Source organism: bacterium, from assembly GCA_026129405.1.
Taxonomy (GTDB): Bacteria; Desulfobacterota; Binatia; order DP-6; family DP-6; genus JAHCID01.
This window is the reverse complement of the sequence record JAHCID010000004.1, coordinates 59571-84484: the sequence shown is the minus strand read 5'-3', so window position 1 is coordinate 84484 and position 24914 is coordinate 59571. Positions and strand designations below refer to the sequence as shown.

Annotated in this window: 14 protein-coding genes and 1 pseudogene; 11 read left to right on the top strand and 4 right to left on the bottom strand. The window is 71.7% G+C overall.

Annotated elements, in window-relative coordinates:
* Positions 1 to 171 precede the first annotated feature (171 nt).
* On the bottom strand, positions 172 to 2355 hold the full coding sequence (gene katG, locus KIT14_16045) for a catalase/peroxidase HPI (protein MCW5892036.1): 2184 nt from the start codon (positions 2353 to 2355) through the stop codon (positions 172 to 174).
* Between the two features lie 264 nt (positions 2356 to 2619).
* Positions 2620 to 2943, bottom strand: a complete 324-nt coding sequence (locus KIT14_16040; protein MCW5892035.1) for a hypothetical protein — start codon at positions 2941 to 2943, stop codon at positions 2620 to 2622.
* Between the two features lie 425 nt (positions 2944 to 3368).
* Here KIT14_16040 and KIT14_16035 point away from each other — a divergent pair, with 425 nt between their 5' ends.
* The 7 genes from KIT14_16035 to KIT14_16005 all read left to right on the top strand — a co-directional run bounded on the left by KIT14_16035 (position 3369) and on the right by KIT14_16005 (position 15583).
* The gene (locus tag KIT14_16035) at positions 3369 to 4493 is read left to right on the top strand and encodes a right-handed parallel beta-helix repeat-containing protein (protein ID MCW5892034.1); all 1125 of its coding nucleotides are present in this window, start codon (positions 3369 to 3371) and stop codon (positions 4491 to 4493) included.
* 57 nt (positions 4494 to 4550) lie between these two features.
* Positions 4551 to 5729, top strand: coding sequence for a hypothetical protein (locus KIT14_16030; protein ID MCW5892033.1), 1179 nt, complete (start codon positions 4551 to 4553; stop codon positions 5727 to 5729).
* Between the two features lie 10 nt (positions 5730 to 5739).
* Positions 5740 to 8136 carry a tetratricopeptide repeat protein gene (locus tag KIT14_16025; GenBank protein MCW5892032.1) on the top strand — a complete coding sequence of 799 codons (2397 nt, stop codon included), beginning with the start codon at positions 5740 to 5742 and terminating at the stop codon, positions 8134 to 8136.
* 166 nt (positions 8137 to 8302) lie between these two features.
* On the top strand, positions 8303 to 9532 hold the full coding sequence (locus KIT14_16020) for a hypothetical protein (protein ID MCW5892031.1): 1230 nt from the start codon (positions 8303 to 8305) through the stop codon (positions 9530 to 9532).
* 140 nt (positions 9533 to 9672) lie between these two features.
* On the top strand, positions 9673 to 10977 hold the full coding sequence (locus tag KIT14_16015; protein ID MCW5892030.1) for a hypothetical protein: 1305 nt from the start codon (positions 9673 to 9675) through the stop codon (positions 10975 to 10977).
* 188 nt (positions 10978 to 11165) lie between these two features.
* Positions 11166 to 14177, top strand: coding sequence for a hypothetical protein (locus tag KIT14_16010; protein MCW5892029.1), 3012 nt, complete (start codon positions 11166 to 11168; stop codon positions 14175 to 14177).
* 116 nt (positions 14178 to 14293) lie between these two features.
* Positions 14294 to 15583: an aromatic ring-hydroxylating dioxygenase subunit alpha gene (locus KIT14_16005; protein MCW5892028.1), complete on the top strand. Its 1290-nt coding sequence runs from the start codon at positions 14294 to 14296 to the stop codon at positions 15581 to 15583.
* A gap of 31 nt (positions 15584 to 15614) precedes the next feature.
* Here the strand turns inward: KIT14_16005 and KIT14_16000 are convergent, their stop codons facing one another.
* Positions 15615 to 16223, bottom strand: coding sequence for a hypothetical protein (locus KIT14_16000; GenBank protein ID MCW5892027.1), 609 nt, complete (start codon positions 16221 to 16223; stop codon positions 15615 to 15617).
* A gap of 131 nt (positions 16224 to 16354) precedes the next feature.
* Between KIT14_16000 and KIT14_15995 the strand changes: the two genes are divergently transcribed.
* The gene (locus KIT14_15995; GenBank protein ID MCW5892026.1) at positions 16355 to 16741 is read left to right on the top strand and encodes a VOC family protein; all 387 of its coding nucleotides are present in this window, start codon (positions 16355 to 16357) and stop codon (positions 16739 to 16741) included.
* 22 nt (positions 16742 to 16763) lie between these two features.
* Here the strand turns inward: KIT14_15995 and KIT14_15990 are convergent, their stop codons facing one another.
* Positions 16764 to 17825: a fatty acid desaturase gene (locus KIT14_15990; GenBank protein ID MCW5892025.1), complete on the bottom strand. Its 1062-nt coding sequence runs from the start codon at positions 17823 to 17825 to the stop codon at positions 16764 to 16766.
* A gap of 131 nt (positions 17826 to 17956) precedes the next feature.
* Here KIT14_15990 and KIT14_15985 point away from each other — a divergent pair, with 131 nt between their 5' ends.
* The 3 genes and pseudogenes from KIT14_15985 (at position 17957) to KIT14_15975 (ending at position 24078) form a co-directional block, all read left to right on the top strand.
* A complete protein-coding gene (locus KIT14_15985) occupies positions 17957 to 19129 on the top strand; it encodes a membrane dipeptidase (protein ID MCW5892024.1) in 1173 nt (390 codons plus the stop codon).
* 164 nt (positions 19130 to 19293) lie between these two features.
* On the top strand, positions 19294 to 20730 hold the full coding sequence (locus KIT14_15980; GenBank protein MCW5892023.1) for a coniferyl aldehyde dehydrogenase: 1437 nt from the start codon (positions 19294 to 19296) through the stop codon (positions 20728 to 20730).
* Positions 20731 to 21252: 522 nt separating this feature from the next.
* Positions 21253 to 24078, top strand: a pseudogene (locus tag KIT14_15975) (hypothetical protein).
* The last annotated feature ends 836 nt before the right edge of the window (positions 24079 to 24914 follow it).

The window sequence follows — 24914 nt, the reverse complement described above, 5'->3', positions numbered from 1 at the left end:
TAGGATGTCAGCACGTCGGGCAAAAGCCGCCACGCAATGCGTAGGCGGGCACGGCTCGCAAGCAGAAGCGCGTTTACGCGGTGCAGCTCGCGGTGCTCGAACTCGTCCAGACGGTCGACCTGTGGCGCGCGCCCATGGCGCCGCGCCACCGGGCGCACCAGCTTTTCCGCCTCACCGCACGTCGAAGCGATCGAGGTCCATCACCTTCGCCCACGCCGCCACGAAGTCGCGCACCAGCTTCTGCTGTCCGTCCGCGCTCGCGTAGACCTCGGCAATGGCCCGCAGCTGCGCGTTGGAGCCGAAGACGAGGTCGACGCGGGTGCCGGTCCAGCGCACGGCCCCCGTCGTGCGATCGCGCCCTTCGAACACCTCGCCGTCGTCCGGCGCCGGCGTCCATGCCGTGCGCATGTCGAGCAGGTTGACGAAGAAGTCGTTGCTCAGCGTGCCCGGCCGGTCGGTGAAGACGCCGTGCTTCGAGCCGCCGGCGTTGGCGCCGAGCACGCGCAGGCCGCCGACGAGCACCGTCATCTCGGGTGCGGTCAGCGTCAGCAGCTGCGCGCGGTCGAGGAGCAGTTCCTCGGCCGGGACGGCGAAGCGGAGGTTCTTGCGGAAGTTGCGGAAGCCGTCCGCGACCGGCTCGAGCACCGCCATCGCGTGCACGTCGGTGCGCTCCTGGGCGGCGTCCATGCGCCCCGGCGTGAACGGGACCGTCACCGCGTGCCCGGCGCGCTGCGCCGCCTGCTCGACGCCGGCGCCGCCGGCCAGCACGACGAGATCGGCGAGCGACACCCGCTTGCCGCCCTGCTGCGCGCCGTCGAACTCCGCCCGGAGGCGCTCCAGGGTCGCGAGCACCGCGGCGAGCGCGGCGGGCTGGTTCGCCTCCCAGTCCTTCTGCGGCGCCAGGCGGATGCGGCCGCCGTTCGCGCCGCCGCGCTTGTCGGAGCCGCGGAAGGTCGACGCCGCCGCCCACGCGGTCGAGATCAGCTGCGCAACCGAGAGCCCCGACGCCAGCACCTTCGCCTTCAGCGCCGCGACGTCGTGCGCGTCGACCAGCGGGTGGTCGAGCGCCGGGATCGGGTCCTGCCAGAGGAACTCCTCCGTCGGGACCTCCGGGCCGCGGTAGCGGGAGCGCGGGCCGAGGTCGCGGTGCGTGAGCTTGAACCACGCGCGCGCGAAGGCGGCGGCGAGCTCGTCGGGGTGCTCGTGGAAGCGGCGCGAGATCGTCGCGTAGACCGGGTCCATGCGCAGCGAGAGATCCGTCGTCAGCATCGTCGGCGCGTGCCGCTTCGACGCATCGTGGGCGTCGGGGATGGTGCCGGCGCCGGCACCGTTCTTCGCCGTCCACTGGTGCGCACCGGCCGGGCTCTTCGTCAGCTCCCACTCGTAGCCGAAGAGGTTCGCGAAGAAGCCGTTGCCCCATTGGGTGGGCGTGGTGGTCCAGGTGACCTCGAGGCCGCTCGTGATCGCGTCGCCGGCCTTGCCGGAGCCGAAGCGGCTCTTCCAGCCGAGGCCCTGCTCCTCGATCGGCGCCGCCTCCGGCACGGGACCGACCAGCGCCGCGTCGCCGGCGCCGTGGGTCTTGCCGAAGGTGTGGCCGCCGGCGATCAGCGCGACCGTCTCCTCGTCGTCCATCGCCATGCGCGCGAAGGTCTCGCGGATGTCCTTCGCCGCCGCGAGCGGATCCGGGTTGCCGTCCGGGCCCTCCGGGTTCACGTAGATGAGCCCCATCTGGACGGCCGCGAGCGGGCCCGCGAGCTCGCGCTCGCCCGAGTAGCGCGTGTCGTCGCCCAGCCAGGTCTTCTCCGCGCCCCAGTCGACGTCCTGCTCCGGCTCCCAGATGTCCTCGCGGCCGCCCGCGAATCCGAGCGTCCGGAAGCCCATCGACTCGAGGGCGACGTTGCCCGTCAGGATGATGAGGTCCGCCCACGAGAGCTTGCGGCCGTACTTCTGCTTGATCGGCCAGAGCAGGCGGCGCGCCTTGTCGAGGTTGCCGTTGTCCGGCCAGCTGTTGATGGGCGCGAAGCGCTGGTTGCCGTGGCCCGCGCCGCCGCGGCCGTCGCCGGTGCGATAGGTGCCGGCGCTGTGCCACGCCATGCGGATGAAGAACGGCCCGTAGTGCCCGAAGTCCGCCGGCCACCAGTCCTGCGAGTCGGTCATGAGCGCGCGCAAGTCCTGCTTCACGGCGGCGAGGTCGAGGGTCGCGAACTCCGCGGCGTAGTCGAAGTCCGCGTCCATCGGATCCGAGAGCGCGGAGTGCTGATGGAGGAGGTCCAGCCGCAGCTGGTTCGGCCACCACTCGAGGTTGGACATCGCCCGGCGGACGTCGCGGAACGGGCACTTCGCGTCGCTCGTCATGGTCCGTGACTCCTCTTGGTTGGTTGACGGGTGGCTCGGTGGCGCGAAGGCTACGTGCGTGCCGTCGTCGCGACAAGCGGGCCGCACGACCGAGGGCACGCCCGCCGGCCCGTGTCGCAAGCGACGTGCCGGCGCCGCATCCTCGTCGTCGCGGCATGATCCGCCGCGCCAGCCCCCGCCGACATCTCGTCCGCGCGCCCGTCATTCGGCACGCGACGCGTGCCCCGCCGAAGCCGCCGGCACGAAACGCGGACGTCCGCCCGCTCAGTCGGGTTTCGCGATCACCTGGATGTTGAGCGTCGGCTGGCTGTCGATGAGGATCACGGTGCCGCCGAAGTGCAGCGTCAGGCGCCCGGGAGCGCGCTTGGCATCCTCGGTGACGAGCGACACGGGACCGACGTCGAGCGTGACGCGCGTGGTGCCGGAGGCGTCCACCAGCTCGCTGATGAACCGCTGCTGGACGGCCTCGAGGGAGACGCGAAGTCGGCTGCCGTCCGACCCCTCCACCAGAAAGCGCGCGTCGTGCCCCACGCCTTCCACGCCGCAGCCACCGAGGGTCTTCGCCATGCGGGAGACGGTGTCGATCATGTCCCCGGGTATAGTCGAAGCTGCGGCGGCCTGTCATCGGAGGCGCCGCAAGCGACCGCGAGCGTGCCGCGGGCCGGCAGGGATCGGCGACGACGACCACCCCGGCGCCGAGGGGGCGCACTCGGATTCGCACCCCGCGGCGCCGGTACCGTGAGCGCAGCGGTCGGCGCCGACCGCCCGACGACGCCGGCGCCACCACCGATCGAGCCGCCGCGGGCCACGCCGACGCCACGGCGCATGCGCGGTGACGATGCGCCTCGCCGGCAGGCCGTCGCGCATCGTCACCTCCCACCGCAGGCGCTGCCGCCTGCACGAGGCATTTCCTGCGCTCGAGGCGCGTTCTTGTCTTGACTCGGTTCCGTCGCGGCGGGTACGTCTCGCCCGGCAGCTGCAACGCCTTCCAGGCAAAAAGGGGGAGATCCTCGATGAATTGGTCCAGATCGCGCGCCACCGTGGGCGCTCTCACGCTCGGCGCCGCCACGCTCTGCGCGCCCGTCGCGGCTCTCGCCGCCGCGCACGTCGTCAACCCCGGCGAGTCCATCCAGGCGGCGGTCGACGCGGCCAACCCGAACGACACCGTGATCGTCATGCCCGGTGACTACACCGAGACGCACGGTGGCACCTCCGCGGTCCGGATCACGAAGAGCCTCAAGCTCTTCGCGAAGGGCAAGCCGGGCGCACCGGTGCGCCTCCTGCCCGGTCCCGGGAACCGCCACGGCATCATGGTCGAGCCGCAGAACCCGGGCGTCGATCCCGACGTGAAGGGCGTCAAGATCCGCGGCTTCACGGTCGAGGGCTTTCCCAAGAACGGCATCTGGCTGCGCTACGTGAACGGCTACAAGATCGAGAAGAACACCTCGATCAACAACCTCGAGAACGGCATCTGGCCGACGCTCTCGGCCAACGGCCTGGTGAAGAAGAACGTCGCCTACGGCTCCGAGGACGCCGCGCTGTGGGTCGAGGCCTCCGAGAACGTCCGCGTGATCCAGAACGAGCTGTACGACAGCCCGACGGGTCTCGAGGTCACCATCTCGAAGAAGGTGAAGATGGTGAAGAACGTCGTGCGCGACAACACCGTCGGCGTGGGCCTCTACCACCCCTCGGCGGCCGGCCTGCCGGCCATCCCGCCGTACACGCAGTACGGCGACTGGCTGCTGATCGGGAACCGCATCTACTCGAACAACGCCCCGAACACCGCCCCGCCGGGCTCGATGTCGGCGCAGCTGCCCGCGGGCGTCGGCGTGCTGATGCTCGGCGTCGACCGCGTGACGGTGAAGAAGAACACCGTCCAGAACAACAACTCGGTCGGCATCGGCATGATCGACTGGTGCTTCGGCGTCGACTGCACGACCAACCCGCCGGTGGTGACCGACACGGCGCCGGACAACAACACCTTCATCGCCAACGTGGTCACCAACAACGGCGCCAGCCCGTCGCCGTCCTATCCGCTTCCGGGCAGCGACACCCTGCTCCTCGGCGGCACCGGCAACTGCGTCAAGGCCAACACCATCGGGAATCCTGGGCTCTTCCCTCTTCCGCCTGCGTGCTGAAGACCGCCCGGGCGGCGGTCGGATCGGCAGCTCGCGGCATCGCGTGACGCCCACGTGATGACCTCGAGCGCCGCTCCGGCCACCGTCCGGCGGTTCGTCGGCCCGCTGGCCGACGACCTGACCGTTCTCTGCCTCCCCGGGGGGCCGTCCACCGCGGCGGCCCCCGGGGTCGAGGCACCCTGGCGAGAGCTGGCTCGTCAGCTCGCCGCCCACGGGGCGTCCTTCCGCGACCTCACCACCGAGACGATCCTCGTCCGGGACGTCGGCCGCGAGCTGCCCGTCCTGCTCGAGGCGCGTCGCCGCGTGCTCGCGGAGCTGGAGCAGGCGGACGTCGCCCCGCGTCCGAGCTTCATCGGACAGGCGCCGGCCGGCGACGGCCTGCCCTTCCACCTCCTCGCGACCGCCGTCGTGCCGCACCGGCGCGACGCCTGGTCCGTGCTCGACGTGTCCGCGCCGGTACCCTGCGGCTGCGACGGCTGCGTCCGTACCGGCGCCCGCCTCGTGCACCTGGGCGACCGCACCTGGCTGCACTCGACGAACGTCTACGGCCGCGGGGCCGATGCGTATGCACAGACGCAGGACGCGTTCCGCACCGCGGAGCAGCTCCTGCGGCAACACGGGCTCGACGTCCGCGACGTCGTGCGGACCTGGATCCACCTGCGCGACATCGACCGCGACTACGACGCCCTCAACCGCGCGCGCCGCGAGTTCTTCCACGACCGCGGGGTCGTGCGCCGTCCCGCCAGCACCGGCATCCAGGGCATCCCGTTCCCGGACGGGCACCACGTCTCGCTGCGGCTGACGGCCATGCGTCCGGTCGAGGCGTCGGTCGTCTCCACGCCGACGCTCAACGAGGCCTGGAGCTACGGCGCCGACTTCTCGCGCGGCCTGCGTCTGGTCGACGCGAACCAGGTCACGGTCCACGTCTCGGGCACGGCCAGCATCGACGAGGCCGGCCGCAGCGTGCACCACGGCGACGTCGGCGCGCAGGCCGAGCGCATGCTGCACAACATCGCGACCCTGCTCGCGGGTCAGGGCGCGGGGTTCGCAGACGTCATGTCGGCCATCACGTACGTGAAACGTCCCGCCGACGCCGACGCGGTGCGCGCGGTGTTCGCCCGCCGCGGTTTTCGGGGTTTCCCCTGCTCCGTCGTCGAGGGCCCGCTCTGCCGGCCGGAGCTGCTCTGCGAGACCGAGGCCGTCTGCGTTCTTCCGGTCGCGTCGCCGACGGCGTAGCATCCGCCCGATGTCGCCCCTTCACCATCGGGCCCTGCGCGTCGCGCTGGCGCCGCTCGGGCTCGGCCTCGTGCTGCTCCTCGTAGTACCGCTCCTCACCGGCTGCGAGCGCGAGCCCGGCACCGATGCCGCCGTCGCCGCCGTGCCGGCCGGCGACGCCACCGGCACCGGCAAGCTCCAGATCGGCTATCCGCAGGACGGCACGCTCTTCCCGCCCGAGATCGTGGCCCCGACGCTCGTCTGGCAGGACGCGACGGAGCACGTCGACCGCTGGTGGGTCGTCGTCCGCGACGACGCCGGCGCCGAGCTGCTGCGCGCCGCGGCCGAGGGCCGTCGCTTCCGGCCCTCCGAGGACGACTGGCGGCGGATCAAGGCGGCGAGCCGCGAGCGCGACGCCGAGGTCGTGGTCGCGGGCGTCAGCCAGGCGCGGCCGGGCACGATCCTCTCGTCGGCGCGCATCCGCATCCGCACCTCGAAGGACCCGGTGAACGACGCGCTCTTCTACCGCGAGGTGCCGCTGCCGTTCCTCGAGGCGGTGCAGGACCCGTCCCGCATCCGCTGGCGCTACGGCACCGTCGATCTGGAGGAAGGCCCGCCGATCGTGCTCCAGAACCTGCCGGTCTGCGGCAACTGCCACTCCTTCGCCGACAACGGCAGCACGCTCGGCCTCGACGTCGACTACGGCAACGACAAGGGCGCGTACGCCATCATGGACGTCGCCAAGCACATGGTGCTGGACGACGCCAAGATCATCACCTGGGCCGACTTCAAGCGGGAGGACGGCGAGCTGACGTTCGGCCTCCTGTCGCGCGTCTCGCCGACGGGGCGCTTCGTCGTCAGCACGGTGAAGGACCGCTCGGTCTTCGTCGCGCTGCCCGACCTGATGATGTCGCAGCTCTTCTTCCCCATCAAAGGCATCCTCGTCGTCTATGACCGCGAGACGAAGACGTTCAGGGAGCTGCCCGGCGCCGACGATCCCCGGTACGTGCAGAGCAACCCGGTGTGGAGCCCCGACGGGAAGGAGATCGTCTTCGCCCGTACGACCGCCTACGCCGCCGACGCGCTGATCCAGCAGAACAACGCGCTGCTCGACGAGAAGGACGTCCCCGAGTTCACCGTCGACAAGAAGCCGTTCCGCTACGACCTGTACCGCATCCCCTTCAACGACGGGAACGGCGGCACGGCCGAGCCGATCCCCGGCGCGTCCGGCGACGGCAAGAGCAACTACTTCCCGAAGTACTCGCCCGACGGAAAGTGGATCGTCTTCTGCAAAGCCAACAGCTACATGCTGCTGCAGCTCGACAGCGAGCTGTGGATCATGCCGGCCAGGGGCGGCGAGGCGCGCCGCCTCCGCCACAACACGCCGCGCATGAACTCGTGGCACAGCTGGTCGTCGAACGGCCGCTGGCTGGTGTTCTCGTCGAAGGTGAACGGGCCCTACACGCAGCTCTTCCTCACCCACATCGACGACGACGGGAACGACAGCCCGCCCGTCCTGCTCGAGCGCTTCACCTCGTCCGATCGCGCCGCCAACATCCCCGAGTTCGTGCGTCGGCCGGGCGACGCCATCGCCGAGATCAAGGAGCAGTTCCTCGACGCCTACTCGTTCCTGCGCGCGGGCATGGCGAACGAGCGCACCGGCGACCACAAGGGCGCAGAGCGCGCGTTCCGGCGCGGTCTCGCGATCGCGCCCGACAACGCCGAGCTGCACAACTCGCTCGGATGGACGCTCTTCCAGGACGGCCGCCCGGCCGAAGCGGTGCCCGAGTACCTGCGCGCCATCGAGCTCGACCCGAAGCAGGCGAAGGCCCACAACAACGTCGCGCTCGCCCTGGTCGAGCTCGGCCGCCTGGACGAGGCGGCGGCGCACTTCCGCACGTCGCTCGCGATCGAGCCCAAGGCGGAGATCCACAGCGACCTCGGCTTCGTCCTCGCGCGCCAGGGCAAGGGGGACGAGGCCCAGGCCGAGTACGCCAAGGCGCTGGCCCTCGACCCCGACTGTCCCTCGGCGCACTTCAACATGGCCGTCACCGCGGTCCAGAGCGGCGCGCTCGACGAGGCGGAGGCGCACTATCGCAAGGCCCTGCCCGGACGGGGCACCGCCGAGACCCACAACGGGCTCGGCTACGTCCTGGCCCGCCAGGGCCACGACGCCGAGGCGATCACGGAGTTCCGCGAGGCGATCGCGATCGACGAGAAGTTCACCCCTGCGTGGAACAACCTCGGCGAGTCTCTGTCCCGCCAGGGACAGCTCGAGGAAGCCGCCAGGGCCTACGAGACGTCGCTCGCGCAGCGTCCCACCGCCGGCGCCCACAACGCGCTCGGCGTCGTGCTGAAGAAGCTGGGTCGCATGGACGAGGCCAACCGGCAGTTCCAGAAGGGCCGCGCCCTCGCGGCTGGTGGGTGAAGCGCATACAGCTCGCGCGGGATTATGTCTTGACAGTGATCGACCCCTTCCGGGACACTCCGCGCGCTTGCGCCCGGGCGGGAGAGTCCGCCGGTCGTGAGCCGTGGTGGCCGTCGCAGACGGCCTCCACGGCGACAGCGAAGAAGCGCACAGAAGGGGGCTGTAGGTGATCCGAGTTCCGCAGAGAGCCATCGCGCTGGTCGGCGGCGCCGTCGTCGCGATCGCGCTCACGATCGGCGCCACCGACGTCCAGGCGTACCAGTGGTACGACCGCTTCGGCGATCAGACGCAGGGATGCGTCACCTGCCACCCCGCCTTCCTCGGCGGCAACGGCGCGCTGCACGCGCAACACCGCTCGCTGCTCGGCACCCCGGCCGAGCAGCTGGCCCGCTGCAACGTCTGCCACCCGAACGGGGGCGGCACGACGCCCGTACTGACCTACACCAGCGGTCCAATCGGCCCGCTCACGAGCGGCGGCTTCGGCTGCTCGGGCTGCCACGGCCAGCTCTACGGCGAGACCTCGCCGAACAGCGGTCTGCCGAAGGCGACGTCGTACGGCCTGCGCCAGGTGCACGTGAACGCCGGTCTCACCCAGTGCGGCACCAGCGGCTGCCACGCGCAGGGCGCGCTCGGCTCGCCCGATCCCTTCCCCGCGCTCTACCCGGAGAGCTTCCCGCCGCCCTACTACGCGGCCGAGTTCTCGGTCCTGCGCGACCCGTGCTCGAGCGCCGAGGAGGACATGCCGTTCGACGCCGACCTGCTCGGCCTCGACAACGACGGCAACGGGCTGCGCGACTTCCCGAACGACCCCAACTGCGCGGCGCCCACGACGACGACCACCACCACGCTCCCGTCGTTCGAGTGCGCGCCCGCACCGACCGGGGGCTGCGTCACCCCGAGCAAGGGCGTCCTGCTCGTGAACGAGAAGAGCGCCGGCAAGGAGAAGCTCAAGGTCGTCTTCACGAAGCTGCAGGCGGCGGTGGCGCCGAGCCAGTTCGGCAACCCGGTGAGCGGCAGCACGAAGTACAACGTCTGCGTGTACGACGCCGCCAACCAGCTCCGCGGCCAGTACACCGTCGCCCGTGCGGGCGGCACGTGCAGCAACGGCAAGCCCTGCTGGGCGACGGTCTCGAACAAGGGCTACAAGTACAACGACAAGGCGTCGGCGGCCGACGGCATCCTCAAGATGTCGCTCAGCGGCGGCGCGGCCCTGAAGGGCAAGGTGATCGTCGGCGGCAAGAACACCGGGGCGATGCCGACGGGCGTCGCGCTGGCGATGCAGAGCCAGACCAGTGCGACGGCGCAGGTCGTCGCCAGCGACGGTATCTGCGTCGGCATGACCCTCACCAAGGTGAAGAAGGCCGACGGCTTCCTCTTCAGCGCCGTCGGGCCGTGACCACCTGACGCCGCGATCCGGCCACGGCGGCCGCCGCGTCCTGTGGGGATGCGGCGGCCGTCGCCGCTTCGGGGCCACGGACGGAGCGGCACACCCTCCGCTGGACGCCCCGGAGCCCAGCTGGCAGACGAACCAGCGCCGTGCGCGATCTCGCCGAATCCCACCCGGCCCTCCTCGCGATGGGGCTCCTCCTGCTGATCGCGACCGTCGTCCTCGGGCTGGTCACGGTCATGATGCAGCGACGCGGCCTGTCGCCGCGCCCGGTGATCTGGTTCGCGGTCTTCTTCGCGCTCATCGTCGGCCCGCAGGCGGCGTGGCACGGCGCCGTCGCAGCGGGCTGGGTCGCGGATCTCCCGACCTGGACGCCCGCGGGCGACCTGCCGCGCGACGACACGCCGCTCGCCGCGACGGTGGTCGAGGCCGATCTCGCCCACGACGGCACCAGCTTCCGCACCCCCGAGCGCGTCTTCGGCCCCGACGTCGACCGCCACCTCGTGCGCGACTCGCGTCTCCTCCTCGGCCGCTTCCTCGACGCCGCGGAGATCGCGCAGCACGCGTCCTACGTGACCGGCGAGACGATGCTGGTGGCGCGCCTCGCGACCCCCGACGCCGCCCGCCAGGCCCGCGACGTCTGGCTCATGACCATGGGCATCCCCCGCATCCGCGTCGACGTGGCGACGCGGACGCGCCCCGTCGGCGACCGCGCCCGCGTCGCCGTCGCCGGCCGCACGCTCTTCGCCTGGACCGCGGCCGACGACGCGACGCTCGACCGCCGCCTCGCCTCCATCTCGGCGGTGCGCATCGGCCCCGCTGCGCCCGCGCCCGGTGCGCCGGCCCCGCCGCCGCTGCGCTGGATCCTCGCCGGCGCGGGGCTGAACGTCCTCCTCGTCGTCCTCTGGTTCTTCAAGGGCCTCACCTGGGCGACCGAGGCGCGCCCCACGACCGCCGCGCCGCAGCCGGCGGCGGCGCTCTCGCAGCGCCTGCTGGCGCTCGGCCGCGCCGACGTCCCCTTCGGCGTCACGCCGGGGCCGGGCGACGGCGAAGTCCAGGCCACGTGGTGCTGGGCGGACGCGCGCTGGATCGACCTCGCACGCGCCCGCGGCGTGCGCCGCACGCACCGATTCGTGCTCGCGCTCGACGAGGCCGCGCACGTGGTCCGCGTGCGCGAGTACTGGAGCGCCTGGGACTGGTCGGCGGGCCGCGGCGGCGCCCACGCCGCCTGGCACGCCGCCCGCGGCGTGACGTTCTTTCGGGTCGAGCGGGAGCGCGTGCTGGGCGCGCAGCTCGACGAGCGAGGGCTCCCCACCGGCGCGCTGTCGAAGGCCTGGACCTTCGACCTCGACGAGATGCGCCTGCCGCTGCAGCGCGCCGTGGTGGAATCCGGATGGATCTGGCGTCCCGTGGCCTGGCAGGGGCCAGGTTGGCTGCGCTGGCTGACCGGGTAGCAAACGCGCCCTCGCGCCGGCGGCGTCTCCAGCGAGGTGTCGGCGGGAGCCCGCACCGCACGCCGCGCGCCGGCCCGAGCGGCGCTGCGGGCCGACGGGGACGTTTTCCCGCGGGCAGGTACGACGACTCGTGTTAGGGTCGCTCGATGCCCGTCCTCCGACCGGGCTCCGTTCGTGACCACGGAGCCATGCCCGCCTGCCTGGTCCTTCTGCTCCTGCTCCTCTTGGCGACGCCCGCGGCGGCTGCCAGGATCTTCACCCCGCTCGGTCACCTGCCGCTCGACGGCGGCATCGGCAGCTTCCCGACCGACGTCTCGGCCGACGGCCGCGTGGTCGTCGGCTACGTGTCCAACCAGCTGGAGACCGACCCGAGCGAGATGCGGGAGAGCTTCGGCTTCCGCTGGAGCGACGACGGCCTCATGACGAAGCTGCCGTGCGTCCCCTACACCGTCAGCAACGACGGGCGGACGCTCGCGGGCACCTGCCTCGACGCGTCGGACGATCCCGTACTGCTGGTCGACGGCGCGCCGGTGAATCTGGCGCTGAACCCGTCGGACGGCTACAGCCCGCCGACGATGGTGTCGGGCGACGGGCAGGTCGCGTTCACGACCGCGCTCTACACGCCCCCCTGCGCACCGGGGGTCTGCTTCACCTACGGCGAAGCCGTCCGTGTCACCAGCGCCGGCGCCCAGCGCCTCGGCTTCCTGCCCGGCGACCAGGGCAGCGAGATCCGCGCCATCTCCTCCGACGGCTCGGTGGCGGCGATCATCAACTACCTGCCCTCCCCCGACCCGACGGAGGATCACCTGCACTTCCGTACTGCGCGCTGGCAGGGATCGATGCAGGACATCGGCACCCTGCCGGCCGGCGCCGACATGTTCCCGACCGACATCTCCACCGACGGCTCGGCGATCGTCGGCTTCAGCATCCTCGGCGACGACGTCTTCTTCTTCACGGCGTGGCGTTGGACCGCGGCAGGCGGGCTGGTCGAGCTCCCGGTCCCGTTCGGCGGGACCGCAGGCACGGCCACCGCCACCAGCGTTTCTGGCGACGGCCAGGTGATCGTCGGCGGCTACCTCGACGGCATGCTCGCACGCCGTGCCGTCGTCTGGACCGCGGACGGCGGGGTTCGCGACCTCCAGGACATGATGGAGCTGGAGGTCGGCGTCGACCTGAAAGGGTGGAACCTCATGGCCGCCACCGCGATGTCGCGCGACGGCTCCACGATCGCGGGCGTGGGCCTTCCCCCGGCCTGGCCCTACCCGACGGGATGGCGCATCGGCCCGCCGCCGTCGCAGCTGAAGCTCCGCTTCGCGGCCGCGCGCATGACGATTCCCGACCATCGCGGCGAGGAGGAGCACGAGTTCCGCCGGGATCCCGCGCTGGTCACGGCCTACGGCCGCACCGCCGTGCCGATCGTGGTCTCGGTGTCGGACGAGGACGACGGGGCCCAGCTGCTGCCGAACGCGACCGTCACCATCTCGGTCGAGAGCGTGGGCGCCGGGGTGCACACGTCCCACCTGGGCCTCTCCCTCGCCCCGGACGACGAGAGCGGACCCGAGGAGATGACGGTGAGCACCGGCCCCAGCGGCGAGGCGACGGTCTACCTGCACGTGGAGGAGCTCTACCGCAACGTCGCCGACGGCGAGCCCAACGCCACCGGTTTCGAGGTGACCGCCCGGTGGCAGAGCGTCGTCGAGAAGCGGACGATTCCGGTCGAGGACAACCGCAAGACCATTCTCGACCGCTACCGCGCGGCGACGGACTACTTCCCCGACGGCGCGCGCTCCGGCTGGCGCGACGCCTTCCTGCCGCCGGTCGACCCGATCACGAGCCTTCCCGGCGCGGCGCTGTCGGCGCTCTTCCAGCCCGGCAACACCGGCGCCGGGTCGGTCCTCTGCAACACGTACCAGGCGCGCGCGCTCACCTTTCTGAACGACATCCGCCACTCCGACGACGGCTGGCTCCTGAACGGTCTCGACTACTCGCCGCTCCAGACGGTCGACACCGACCATCACTTCGTCGGCTTCTATCCGCACGGGCTCCGCTTCGACCACGCGCGCGCGATCATCCTCGACCCGTGGCTGCCGCAGACGATCGCCTACTACTCGTGGGAGGAGTGGGCGACCTTCCTCGACCGCAGCGGCGGCAACGTCGTGCCGGACGTCCGCCAGGATCCGCTCAATCCCGGCGCATGCGTCGTCCAGTGCGGCGCCGGCAACTTCGTCCCGCCCTACTACCCGGCCGCGGGCGGCCGCTATCCGTACTTCGAGGAGAACGCGTCGCTGCCGATCGCGGCACGCTTCGACGCCTGCCTGCGCATCCCGGGGCTGCAAACGCCGCCGAAGCGCGTGGGCTGGTGCCAGCGCCACGGCTTCAGCGGATCCGCGCAACAGTCCATCCCCGCCGGCGACACCGACCACGCGACGGTGCTGGTCGGCTCGCCGGTGCAGTTCCTCGTCACCCAGCCGGACGGCCGCCGCTTCGGCTTCACGAGCCCCGATCCGGCGAGCTACGTGAACGACTTCGCAGGCGAGTTCTCGACGGCCTTCACCCCCGTCCGCGAGACCGACGGTGGCCGCGGCTGGTACCTCGACGTACCGCCCGGACGGCAGTTCCGTCTCGAGCTCCCCGCCATCGAGAGCGGCACGATGGACGTCGCCGTGCTCGGCACCGACGGCGTCGTGTGGGGCGGCTGGCTCGACGTCCCGATCACGGCCGGCCGCACGACCGGCGTCGACGTCGACCTGGACGCGGGCTGCCCGACGCTCCTGGCGGCGAGCGGCATCGGCGTCGCGTGCGAGCGTCCGACCGCGTGCGCCGGCGACGCCGAGTGCCCGAGCGACGACCCCTGCGTGCCGCGCGCGTGCGTCGAAGGGATGTGCCGCAACCGCCCCGTCGACGGGCACGCCGCCGCCACTTGCACCTGCGACCGCCCGCGTCCCGCCGCGTGCGACGCGCCGAAGCTGCCGCGGCCGCTCGTGAAAGCGACGGCGAAGGCGTGCCGCCTGCTGAAGGGCAAGGGCATGGCCAACGCGCGCAAGCGTCCCAAGCTGCTCACGCGGGCGGGCAAGGCGCTCCGGACCGCGTCGAAGGCGCTCGGCAAACGCGCCGTGACGCGCAAGGTGTCCGACGCCTGTCGTGCGGCGCTGTCGCAGCGCTATGCCGAAGCCGCGGCGCGGGTCGAGGGGCTGCGCTGAGCGGCAGCACACGTCCGATCGGAAGGATGTCGAGAAAGCCGTTCGCCGACCTGGCCGTCGCCGTCTCCGCCGCCGCGATTGACTCCCGGAGCGGGCTCGCGGGAGGAGGGGGACGCATGGTCCACGATTCCGCGCGCGCCGCCGGCCACCTCGAGCGGGAGCGGCTGTGGCCGCGGGTCTGGCAGATGGCCTGCCGCGAGGCCGAGCTCGCCGCGCCGGGCGACTTCGTCGTCTACGACATCCTCGACGACTCGATCCTCGTCGTGCGCACGGGCCCGGGCGCGGACGACCTCGCGGCGATGTACAACGTCTGCCAGCATCGCGGTCGCCGGCTCGTCGACGAGCCGCGCGGGCACGTCGGCAAGGCGTTCCGCTGCCGCTTCCACGGCTGGCAGTACGATCGCTCGGGCGGGCTCACTCACGTGCACTTCGAGGAGGACTGGCGCGGCTGCGCCGCGTTCGACACGGCGCAGCTCGGCCTCCCGCGGGTCGCGCTCGCACGCTGGGGCGGATGGATCTGGATCAACCAGGACCCCGACGCCGTGCCGCTCGCGGACTTCCTCGGCGAGGTCCCGCGCTTCCTCGACCCGTTCGCGCCCGCCGCCATGCGGCCACTCTGGTGGAAGACGATCCTCGCGCCGGCCAACTGGAAGATCCTCGTCGGCGCCTTCATCGAGGCCTACCACAGCGGCGCCACGCACGTGTCGGGCATCAACTACCGCAGCGCCCGCGTGCCCGGTCTGGCCCTCGGCGACCACGCCATGCTGTACGGCGAGCCCGGGCCGTTCACGGAGTACAAGGCCGAGGACGGCCGCTGGGTGACGCCGACGTCGCTCCAGGAGAACATGTGGGCCAACTTCACCCACCTCGGCCGCACCATCGGCGCGATGACGCTGGCGCCGGGCATGGCGGCGTTCGCGCGGCTGCGGGTGCTGCCCGACGACACGCCGGTCGACGTGGTGATGACGAAGCTCTTCGACTTCCACCGCGAGGAGATGGAGGCGCGCGGCATCGCCTGGCCCGAGACGCTGACGCTGGAGGCGTGGGCGGCGGCCGGGCTCGATTGGCACATCTTCCCGAACAGCATCGTGCTGCCGACCTTCGACGGCGCGCTCTGGTACCGCATGCGACCGCACGGTGACGACCCCGACCGCAGCGTCGTCGACATCTGGTCCCTCGGTCGCTTCGCTGCCGGTCGGGAGCCCGTCGTGCAGCAGGAGCTGTTCCACGGCTTCGAGGCGCTCCGCGGCCAGTGCGAGTTCCTCGAGGAGGACTTCGCCAACCTCGAGGCGGTGAGCCGCGGCATGAAGTCGCGGGGGTTCCGCGGCGGCATCCTGAACCCGGTGCAGGAAGCCGCGGTGGTGAACTTCCACGCCGTGCTCGAGCGCTACCTGTCCCGGGCGTGAGCGCCCGCGCGCCGTGCGCCGCCGCGGCTCGTCACTGCGGCAGCTGGATCTCGACGGCGTCCACCGCGACCGCGGTCATGATGCCGCTGATCGCGCGCAGCGGGTGCCCGTTGCCCGCCGAGCACGCGAGCACGATCGGGCCTGCACCGGTGAATGCACCGACGTAGGTGAGGTACGACTCGATCTGCGCCTGGGTGCCGACCCGCGGCCAGAGATCGTCCAGCGTCGTGTCTCCGGCGGTGAGGTAGCAGTCGTAGCGATAGGAGTTCGCCGGCGGCCCGTCCGGGTCGGTGATCGTGACGCCGTGCAGGCGCGCCGTCACGACGTAGCTCCCCTCGGGCACGTCGAGGGACAGCAGCGTGACCGCGCTGGAATCGGGAATGTCGACGAAGGTCTGGAGCTTGGTCACGTAGCCCGTGCTCGGACCGCGCGGACCGGGCTCTCCCGGGTCACCCTTCGGGCCGAGCGCGCCGAGCTCGGCGAGCGCGACGGCCGTCTCCTTCTTCCGGCAGGCATCGTCGCGAACCACGACCACCCCGGATTTCTTCTTGCAGAGCACCGCGCCCTGGCTCGCGCGCATCCCGAACGCCATCGAGAACGCGACCGTCAGCACCACCCATGTCCCTGCCCGCATCCGCATGCCCCTCCTCCCCAACGCCTCGCTCGTAACACGGGCGCAAGCGGGGCGCACATGACGAGCGGTCCCGGCGCGCCCCTCGCACGGAACGGCACGAGCAGCGGCCGCCGGCGCCATGGGGTAGCGTGCTCTCCATGAGGATCGAGCTCTGCGCCCTCCACGTCGACGATCAGGAGAAGGTGCTCCGCTTCTACACGGACGGGCTCGGCTTCCGGAAAGCCCGGGACATTCCCGCCGGCGCGTTCCGTTGGATCAGCGTCGTCTCGCCGCAAGGGCATGGCGACGTCGAGCTCGTGCTCGAGCCGAACGTCAACCCCGCGACCAGGGCCTATCAGGAAGCGCTGCTGGCGCAGGGCATCCCGGCCACGGCCTTCGCCACCGACGACATCGCCGCCGAGGTGGACCGCCTGAAGGCGAAGGGCGTGGCGTTCACGATGGAGCCCACGCCGATGGGGCCGGTGGTGGTGGCGGTCTTCGCCGACACCTGCGGCAACCTGATCCAGCTCTACCAGAAGACCTGAATCGCCGCCGGACGGGCGCGCGTCAGGCCGCGGCCGACACGCGCTCGCGCGCCGTGGCGAGGAACGGGTCGTCGGCGGAGTCGGGCGCCTTGGCGTCGGGGTACTGCGAGGCGGCGGTCGTGTGGCGGAGCGCGCCCCAGACCGTCGTCTCGATCGGCGACTGCCAGTGGGCGAACCAGCCCTCCGCGCGCAGGAAGCGATGGACCGCCGGCAGCCGGTAGCAGGGCACGCCCGGATATAGGTGATGCTCCAGATGGAAGTTGTTGCCGAGGAAGAGAGCAGTGTAGAAGGGCGCCGCGTAGCTGCGGGTATCGCGGAACGGGCCGACGCGCGTGCCCGCGTGCTCGAGGTAGCCGCGAAGGCCCGACATCGGGACGAGGACGAGGATGGGGAGGACGACGCCGAAGATCACGAAGCGCGGCGCGACGACGGCGATCGCGGCGTACGTCGCGAGCCAGAGCGCCAGCATCGCGACGTTCATCCACGCGAGCCGGCGCTGCGCGCGGGCGCTGAACGGAAGCTTGTATCCGAGCGCGAGCGGCTTCCCGAGCGCCATGCGGATCATGTTCCGCTGATGCGAGCGGTTGCCGTTCACCCGCGCCCGCAGAAAGCGGCTCCAGAACGTGCGCAGCGGTGCGTAGAGCTGCGCGTCCGGATCGGAGCCCTGGTTCGTGAAGCGGTGGTGGTTCCAGTGCGCGATGCCGTAGCCGATCGCGCTGAACGACGTCATCGCCGAGACGAACGTCCCGAGCACGACGCTCACCCAGCGGTTCGGATGCAGGTTGAGATGGATGCCCTCGTGGCCGACGAAGCCGCAGAGGTGCGCCCCGTGCGCGGCGACGAGGACCCCCGCCGCCACCAGCACGACGCGCAGGGCGAGCGGAAGCGCGGCGCCGGACGCCCAGGTGGCGAGCACGCCGCCGGCGACGAAGACGCCGACCGACGTCCCGACCACCGCCAGCGCGAGCGGGAAGCTCGGCGCGACCAGCTGGGCGGGAAGGCGGGGACGCCGAAACGGGGCGGCGTCGGCGCGCCGGGCAGGGGCTGGGGTGGGAGCCGGTCCGGTCTCGATGGTGACGTCCATGGTGACCTCGCTGCCGACGACACAGCAAGCGCCGTGCCCCCGCCGCCGGCCGATGCCTGCGCGCTCGCGACGGCACGCCGCCGGAACGCACGTTCCCAGGGAACCGACACGGGAACCCGGGTTCCCGCTCGATGAAGGCGACGCGGGTGCTGGGCGGCCTGGCCGCCCTCCTGGCCGTCGTGGGGCTCGGTCTCGTCGCCGGGCTGCCGCCGCTCGTCGACCGCTGGAAGAACGCCATCGTCACGGACGAGCCCGGCGCGCCGAGCCCGGCGGCGGTGGCCCTCGCCGGACGGCTGCGGCTCGCCGACCTCCATGCCGACGCGCTCCTGTGGGGCCGTGACCTCACCGTCCGCCACGGCCGCGGCCACGTCGACCTGCCGCGGCTCCAGGCCGGGAACGTCGCCGTCCAGGGCTTCGGCATCGTCACGCGCGCGCCCCTCGTCCTCGACATCGAGCGCAACGAGGACGGCGCCGCCGACGCGATCACGCTCTTCGCCCTGTTCCAGGGCTGGCCGCGCGCCACCTGGGGCAGCTACCGCGCGCGGGCGCTGCACCAGGCCCGGCTGCTGGACGACGTCGCGGCGCGCTCGGGCGGCGCGCTCACGGTCCTGCGCTCGGCCGCCGACCTGGAGGCGCTGCTCGCCGCGCGCACGACCGACCCGTCGCGCACGGGTGCGGTCCTCGGCATCGAGGGCGCGCACGTCGTCGAGCACGACCTCGCCAGCGTCGACATGCTGTTCGCGGCGGGCGTCCGCATGATGGCGCCGGCGCACTTCTTCGATACGGAGGTGGGCGGCTCCGCGCACGGCGCGACCAAGGGCGGGCTCACCCCCCTCGGGCGCGAGGTGATCGCGGCGATGCACGCGCGCAGCATGATCGTCGACCTCGCGCACGCCTCGGCGCACACGATCGACGACGTGCTGGCCCTCGGCCGGCCCGTCGTCGTGTCCCACACGGGGATCCGCGCCACCTGCGACAACAACCGCAACCTCTCCGACGATCAGCTGCGAGCGATCGCCGCGACCGGCGGCCTCGTCGGCATCGGCTACTGGGAGACGGCGATCTGCGGCCGCGGCGCGCGCGCCGTCGCTCGGGCGATCCGCCACGCGGTCGACGTCGCGGGCGTGGACCACGTCGGCCTCGGCTCCGACTTCGACGGCTCCGTCGCGACCCCGTTCGACACCACCGGCCTCGCCCACGTCATCGACGCCCTGCTCGCCGAAGGCTTCGACGAGCCTGCCGTCGCCCGCATCATGGGCGAGAGCGTGCTCGCCTTCCTCGCCCGCAACCTGCCGCCGCGCTGAGCCCGCACCGCCGGCCACGACCCGGCGAGATCGCTCGCGGCCCGATCCGCGTGGGGGTCGATTCGGCCCCTTCGCCGGCGGGCGCGCGGCCGCGGCCGCAGGGGTTGCCTCGACGCCCCCGCTCCGGTGAGTATCCCCCCGACACCATCCCAGGGGGACAGCTCATGGCCCAGACCGCGCAGCTCCGCCGCATCGACGTCGCCGAGAACGAGGCCCAGCGGGTCTTCGCCCTCCAACGGCAGGCGTACCTGAAGCATCCGTATCCCTCGCGCGAGGAGCGCGACGAGAACCTGCGCAAGCTCGAGCGCATACTCGTCGACAACGCGACCGCGATCGCCGAGGCCATCAACGCCGACTTCGGGCACCGCTCGGTCGAGGAGTCGCTGATGGCCGAGCTGTTCACCAGCGTCGACGGCATCCGCGACACGCGCAAGAAGCTGAAGAAGTGGATGCGCCCCCAGCGCCGCCACGTCTCCGTCCTCTTTGCGACCGGGTCGAACACGGTCATCCCGATGCCGAAGGGCGTCGTCGGCGTCGTCTCCCCCTGGAACTACCCGCTCTTCCTCACCATCGGGCCCCTCACCAGCATCCTCGCCGCGGGCAACCGCGCGATGGTGAAGATGGCGAGCAACTCGCAGCACCTCTGCCGCCTGCTCGCCGACAGGGTGCGCGCCGTCTTCCCCGAGGAGACGCTCGCGATCCTGCCCGGCGTGCGCGCGCAGGACTTCTCCACCCTGCCCTACGACCACATCATCTTCACCGGCTCGGCCGACGCCGGCCGCACGGTCATGCGCTCGGCGGCGGAGACGCTCACCCCGGTGACGCTCGAGCTGGGCGGCAAGTCGCCGACGATCGTCTGCGACGACTTCGACGTGGAGGAGGCCGCGTCGCGCATCCTCTACGCGAAGTACCTGAACGCCGGGCAGACCTGCCTCGCGCCCGACTACCTCTTCGTGCCCGAGAGCAAGCGCGACGCCTTCGTCGCCGCCGCGAAGCGCATCGTGCCGCAGCGCTATCCGGACACGAACCAGCAGAGCTACACGTCGGTCATCGACGAGAAGTCGTACCGCCGCCTGCGCGCGACGCTCGACGACGCGGCCGCGAAGGGCGCCGAGGTCGTCTCGCTGGTGCCCGGCATGACGTTCAACGACCAGCTGCGGAAGATCCCGCCGCACATGGTCCTCGGCGTCAGCGACGAGATGACCATCATGCAGGAGGAGATCTTCGGGCCGCTCCTCCCGGTGAAGACCTACCAGAGCCTCGACGAGGTCATCGCCTACGTGAACGGCCGTGACCGCCCGCTCGGCTTCTACGTCTTCACGAACGACCAGGCCGTGCAGGACCGGCTCGTCTACTCGACCATCTCGGGCGGCGTCACGGTGAACAACTGCATGCTGCACGTGGCCCAGCACGACATGCCGTTCGGCGGCATCGGCGCCAGCGGCATGGGCCACTACCACGCACACGAGGGCTTCCTCGAGTTCTCGAAGCTGCGCCCCGTCTTCAAGAACCCGCGCCTCTCGCTGCTGCATATGTTCTACCCGCCCTACTCGGCACGGACGCGGCAGCTCCTCGGCCTCCTCATCAGATTCAAGCGCTGAGCGCCCGGCGCGCGCCGAGGACGAGGTCGACGCCGGGCATCCACGGCAGGAGGGCCGCCCCCGGGGCCGAAGCCGTCGTCGCGGCTCGGCGCGACGGCGCCGATCGGGGTGCCGGCGACCTTCTTCGGGCGGGCTGCGACCGTCGCCGCGATCCGCCCTCCGGGGCGCCGGCGGGCGGGTCCTTCGCCGCGAAGAAGTCGTTGGGGAATGGCAACATACAGCGTTCTGGGAGCAGAGGATCACAGATAGTCTGCTGCCACCCGTCGACGCCGAGGCCGGCCGCATGGACGGGGCTCGCGCAGCGTTCCGCGGCTCCGCCCCGCACGGCGCACAGCAGCAACACGGCGAGACGACGGCGCGGCGGGTCCGCGTGCGGGGACCGTACCCGCGCCGCACGGCGAGCGGCGACGTGGAAAACGCTGGACGCCCGCCGTTGCATCCGGGTAGAGCGACCACCGCGATCCATAGAGGGGGGTCCATGCGATGATCGTTCGAGGAACGCGCCGGCTGGCGCATGGTGGCATGGGGGCGGTCTTCGTCGCGGTGGTGGCGCTCGCGGCGGTGCCCGCGGCGGCGCAGACGTCGTTCGTGACCTTCGAATCGGGACCCGTGCGGCCGCTGGCGTTGACGCCGGACGGCAGCACGCTGCTCGCGGTGAACACGCCGGACAACCGGCTCGAGGTCTTCGGCGTGAGCCCGGCCGGCCTGACGCACCTCGCCGCGATCCCGGTCGGGCTCGAGCCGGTCGCCGTCGCCGCGCGGACCAACACCGAGGTCTGGGTGGTGAACCACCTCTCGGACAGCGTCTCGATCGTCGACCTGTCCTCGAGCCCCGCGCGCGTCGTGCGCACCCTGCTCGTCGGCGACGAGCCGCGCGACATCGTCTTCGCCGGCCCGGGCCGCACCCGCGCCTTCATCACCACCGCGCACCGCGGCCAGCAGCGCACCGACGCCTCGATCGCGGCCGTGCCCGGCGCGGGCGATCCGCAGCTGACGACGGCCGGCGTCGGCCGTGCCGACGTGTGGGTCTTCGACGCGACCAGCCTCGGCGCCACCATGGGCGGCACGCCGCTGCGCATCGTCAACCTCTTCACCGACACGCCGCGCGCGCTGGCCGTGAGCGCCGACGGCAGCACCGTCTACGCCGCCGGCTTCCACTCCGGCAACCAGACGACGACGGTCAGCGAGGGCCGCGTCTGCAACGGCTTCGCAGGCGCCGGCCCCTGCGCCGGTGACGGCGTCACCGTGCCCGGCGGCCTCGCCGGCGGGCAGATGCCGGGCGGCAACCCCGGCCCGACGAACAACGTGCAGGGCGTCGCGGCGCCCGAGGTCGGCCTCATCGTCAAGTGGAACAAGGCGACGGCGCGCTTCGAGGACGAGCTCGGCCGTAACTGGAACAACGGCGTCCGCTTCACCCTGCCCGACCGCGACGTCTTCGCCATCAACGCGACGAGCCTCGCGCAGGTTGCGACGCACGCGTCGGTCGGCACGACGCTCTTCAACATGGCCGTCAACCCCGCCACCGGCGCGCTCTTCGTCAGCAACACGGAGGCGATCAACGAGGTGCGCTTCGAAGGCCCGGGCATCGTCGGCGGCTCGACCGTACAGGGCCACCTCGCCGAGTCGCGCATCACGGTGATCGACGCGCCGAACACGACCAACGTCTCCGGCGTCAACATCAAGCCGCGCCACCTGAACAAGCACCTCGACTACGACCTGCTCGCACACGACGTCGGCTTCGACGCGACGGCCAAGAACCACAGCCTCTCCACGCCCGTCGACCTCGTGATCGACAGCACGGGCACGACACTCTACGTGGCCGCCTTCGGCTCCCAGAAGATCGGCGTGTTCTCCACCGCTGCCCTCGCGGCCGACACGTTCGACCCCACGACGACGAGCGCGAGCTACCTCGCCGTGAGCGGCGGCGGCCCCGCCGGCCTCGCACTCGACGAGACGAACGGCAAGCTCTACGTCCTCACGCGCTTCGACAACACGGTGTCGGTGATCCACCTCGGCACCGGTGTCGAGGAGTCGCGGCTGCCGCTGCACAATCCCGAGCCGCTCGAGGTCGTGCTCGGCCGGCCGTTCCTCTACGACGCGTTCCATACGTCGGCGAACGGCGAAGCGTCGTGCGCCAGCTGCCACATCTTCGGCGACATGGACGACCTGGCGTGGGACCTCGGCAACCCCGACGACGTCGTCACCAGCAACCCGATGACCATCAAGCTCAGCATCGGCGCAGGCTCCGAGGTGAACGGCGGCGCGAACGTCAACCAGTTCCACCCGATGAAGGGCCCGATGACGACGCAGACGCTGCGCGGGCTCGTGAACAGCGGCCCGATGCACTGGCGCGGCGATCGCGCCAACGGCGAGTTCGGCATCGGCACCGACGAGGCCCTGTCGTTCGACAACTTCATCGTCGCCTTCTCGGGCCTGCTCGGCCGCGAGGAGGACGTCACCGTCGCGGAGATGCAGGCGTTCACGGACTTCGCGCTGCGCATCACGCTGCCGCCGAACCCGATCCGGGCGCTCAACAACGCGCTCAACGCCGACCAGCAGGCCGGCCGTGACTTCTACAACGGCAGCCGGTTCTCCGACGGCTTCCCGATCCCGAACCTCGGCTTCAACTGCAACGGCTGCCACACGCTCGATGCGAGCCAGGGCTTCTTCGGCACCAACGGCGACGCGAGCTTCGAGAACGAAACGCAGATCGTGAAGATCGCGCACCTGCGCAACCTCTACCAGAAGGTCGGCATGTTCGGCCTGCCGGCGATCCCGTTCCTCAACGCCGGCAACAACGGCTTCCAGGGCGAGCAGGTCCGCGGCTTCGGCTTCCTGCACGACGGCAGCATCGACACCGTCTTCCGCTTCTTCCAGGCGACCGTGTTCAACAACGCCAACGGCGTCGGCTTCGACGGCGCGAACAACGGCGACACGAAACGCCGGCAGATGGAGCAGTTCGTCCTCGCCTTCGACACCGACCTCGCCCCGATCGTCGGGCAGCAGATCACGCTGTCGTCGACGAACGCGGCGGTGGCGAACCCGCGCATCAACCTCCTCGTGCAGCGGGCGGCGGCGCCGTTCACCTCGAAGATCCTCGGCGGTGCCGTCACCGAGAGCGACCTCGTCGTGAAGGGCACGCTCGCGGGCGAGCCGCGCGGCTGGGTCCGCCAGGCCGGCGGGACGTTCCGCAGCGACAAGGCGGCCGATCCCGTGCTGAGCGACGCCGCGCTGCGGGCGCTCGCCGCCGTGCCCGGGCAGGAGCTGACCTACACCGCCGTCCCGCCCGGCTCGGGCGTGCGCGTCGGCATCGACCGCGACCGCGACACCGTGCTCGACGGCGACGACAACTGCCCCGCCGTCTACAACCCCGATCAGGCCGACGGCGACGGCGACGGCATCGGCGACGCCTGCGACACCGACGAGCCGACGACCACGACGACGCTCGCCACCACGACCACGACGACCACGACGACCACGACGACGACGACCACCACCACCACGGTGCCGACCACGACCACGACCACGACGTCCACCACCACGACGGTGCCGACCACGACCAGCACCACCACGTCGACGTCCACTACCACGACGACGTCCAGCACGACGACGACCACGTCGACGTCCACCACGTCCACGAGCAGCACCACCACCAGCACCACGACGACCACCTCGACCAGCACGACGACCACCACCCTCCCCGGCCCCGTCACCTGCACGGCGACGCCGCGGGCGGGCTGCGCGTCGGGCAGCGGCGCGTCGCTGGCGGTCAACGAAAAGGTCGCCGGCAACGAGAAGGTGAAGCTGGTGCTCCAGCGGCTCTTCCCGAACCTCACGGCGGCCAGCTTCGGCAACCCCGTGAGCGGGCCGACCGAGTACGCCCTCTGCATCCACGATCAGTCCGGCGCGCTGGTCGCGAACCTGACGGTCGATCGTCCGGGCGCGCTCTGCGGCACGAAGCCCTGCTGGGGGGCCAACGGCACGACCGGCTATCGCTACAAGGATCGGGCGGCCGCCGCCCACGGCGTCGGCAACCTCATCCTGAAGGGCGGCACGCCCGGCAAGGGCAGCATCACCCTGAAGGCCGCCAACAAGGCGGCGAAGGGTCAGACCGCGATGCCGACCGGCATCGCCGCCGCGCTGGCGGGCGGCAGCCAGGCCACCGTGCAGGTGATCCGCAACGA

What these genes read in the sequence shown, in the direction of transcription:
- katG (MCW5892036.1), bottom strand. Translation starts at nt 2,355, where the DNA reads ATGACGAGCGACGCGAAGTGCCCGTTCCGCGACGTCCGCCGGGCGATG.
- KIT14_16040 (MCW5892035.1), bottom strand. Translation starts at nt 2,943, where the DNA reads ATGATCGACACCGTCTCCCGCATGGCGAAGACCCTCGGTGGCTGCGGC.
- KIT14_16035 (MCW5892034.1), top strand. Translation starts at nt 3,369, where the DNA reads ATGAATTGGTCCAGATCGCGCGCCACCGTGGGCGCTCTCACGCTCGGC.
- KIT14_16030 (MCW5892033.1), top strand. Translation starts at nt 4,551, where the DNA reads ATGACCTCGAGCGCCGCTCCGGCCACCGTCCGGCGGTTCGTCGGCCCG.
- KIT14_16025 (MCW5892032.1), top strand. Translation starts at nt 5,740, where the DNA reads ATGTCGCCCCTTCACCATCGGGCCCTGCGCGTCGCGCTGGCGCCGCTC.
- KIT14_16010 (MCW5892029.1), top strand. Translation starts at nt 11,166, where the DNA reads ATGCCCGCCTGCCTGGTCCTTCTGCTCCTGCTCCTCTTGGCGACGCCC.
- KIT14_16005 (MCW5892028.1), top strand. Translation starts at nt 14,294, where the DNA reads ATGGTCCACGATTCCGCGCGCGCCGCCGGCCACCTCGAGCGGGAGCGG.
- KIT14_16000 (MCW5892027.1), bottom strand. Translation starts at nt 16,223, where the DNA reads ATGCGGATGCGGGCAGGGACATGGGTGGTGCTGACGGTCGCGTTCTCG.
- KIT14_15995 (MCW5892026.1), top strand. Translation starts at nt 16,355, where the DNA reads ATGAGGATCGAGCTCTGCGCCCTCCACGTCGACGATCAGGAGAAGGTG.
- KIT14_15990 (MCW5892025.1), bottom strand. Translation starts at nt 17,825, where the DNA reads ATGGACGTCACCATCGAGACCGGACCGGCTCCCACCCCAGCCCCTGCC.
- KIT14_15985 (MCW5892024.1), top strand. Translation starts at nt 17,957, where the DNA reads ATGAAGGCGACGCGGGTGCTGGGCGGCCTGGCCGCCCTCCTGGCCGTC.
- KIT14_15980 (MCW5892023.1), top strand. Translation starts at nt 19,294, where the DNA reads ATGGCCCAGACCGCGCAGCTCCGCCGCATCGACGTCGCCGAGAACGAG.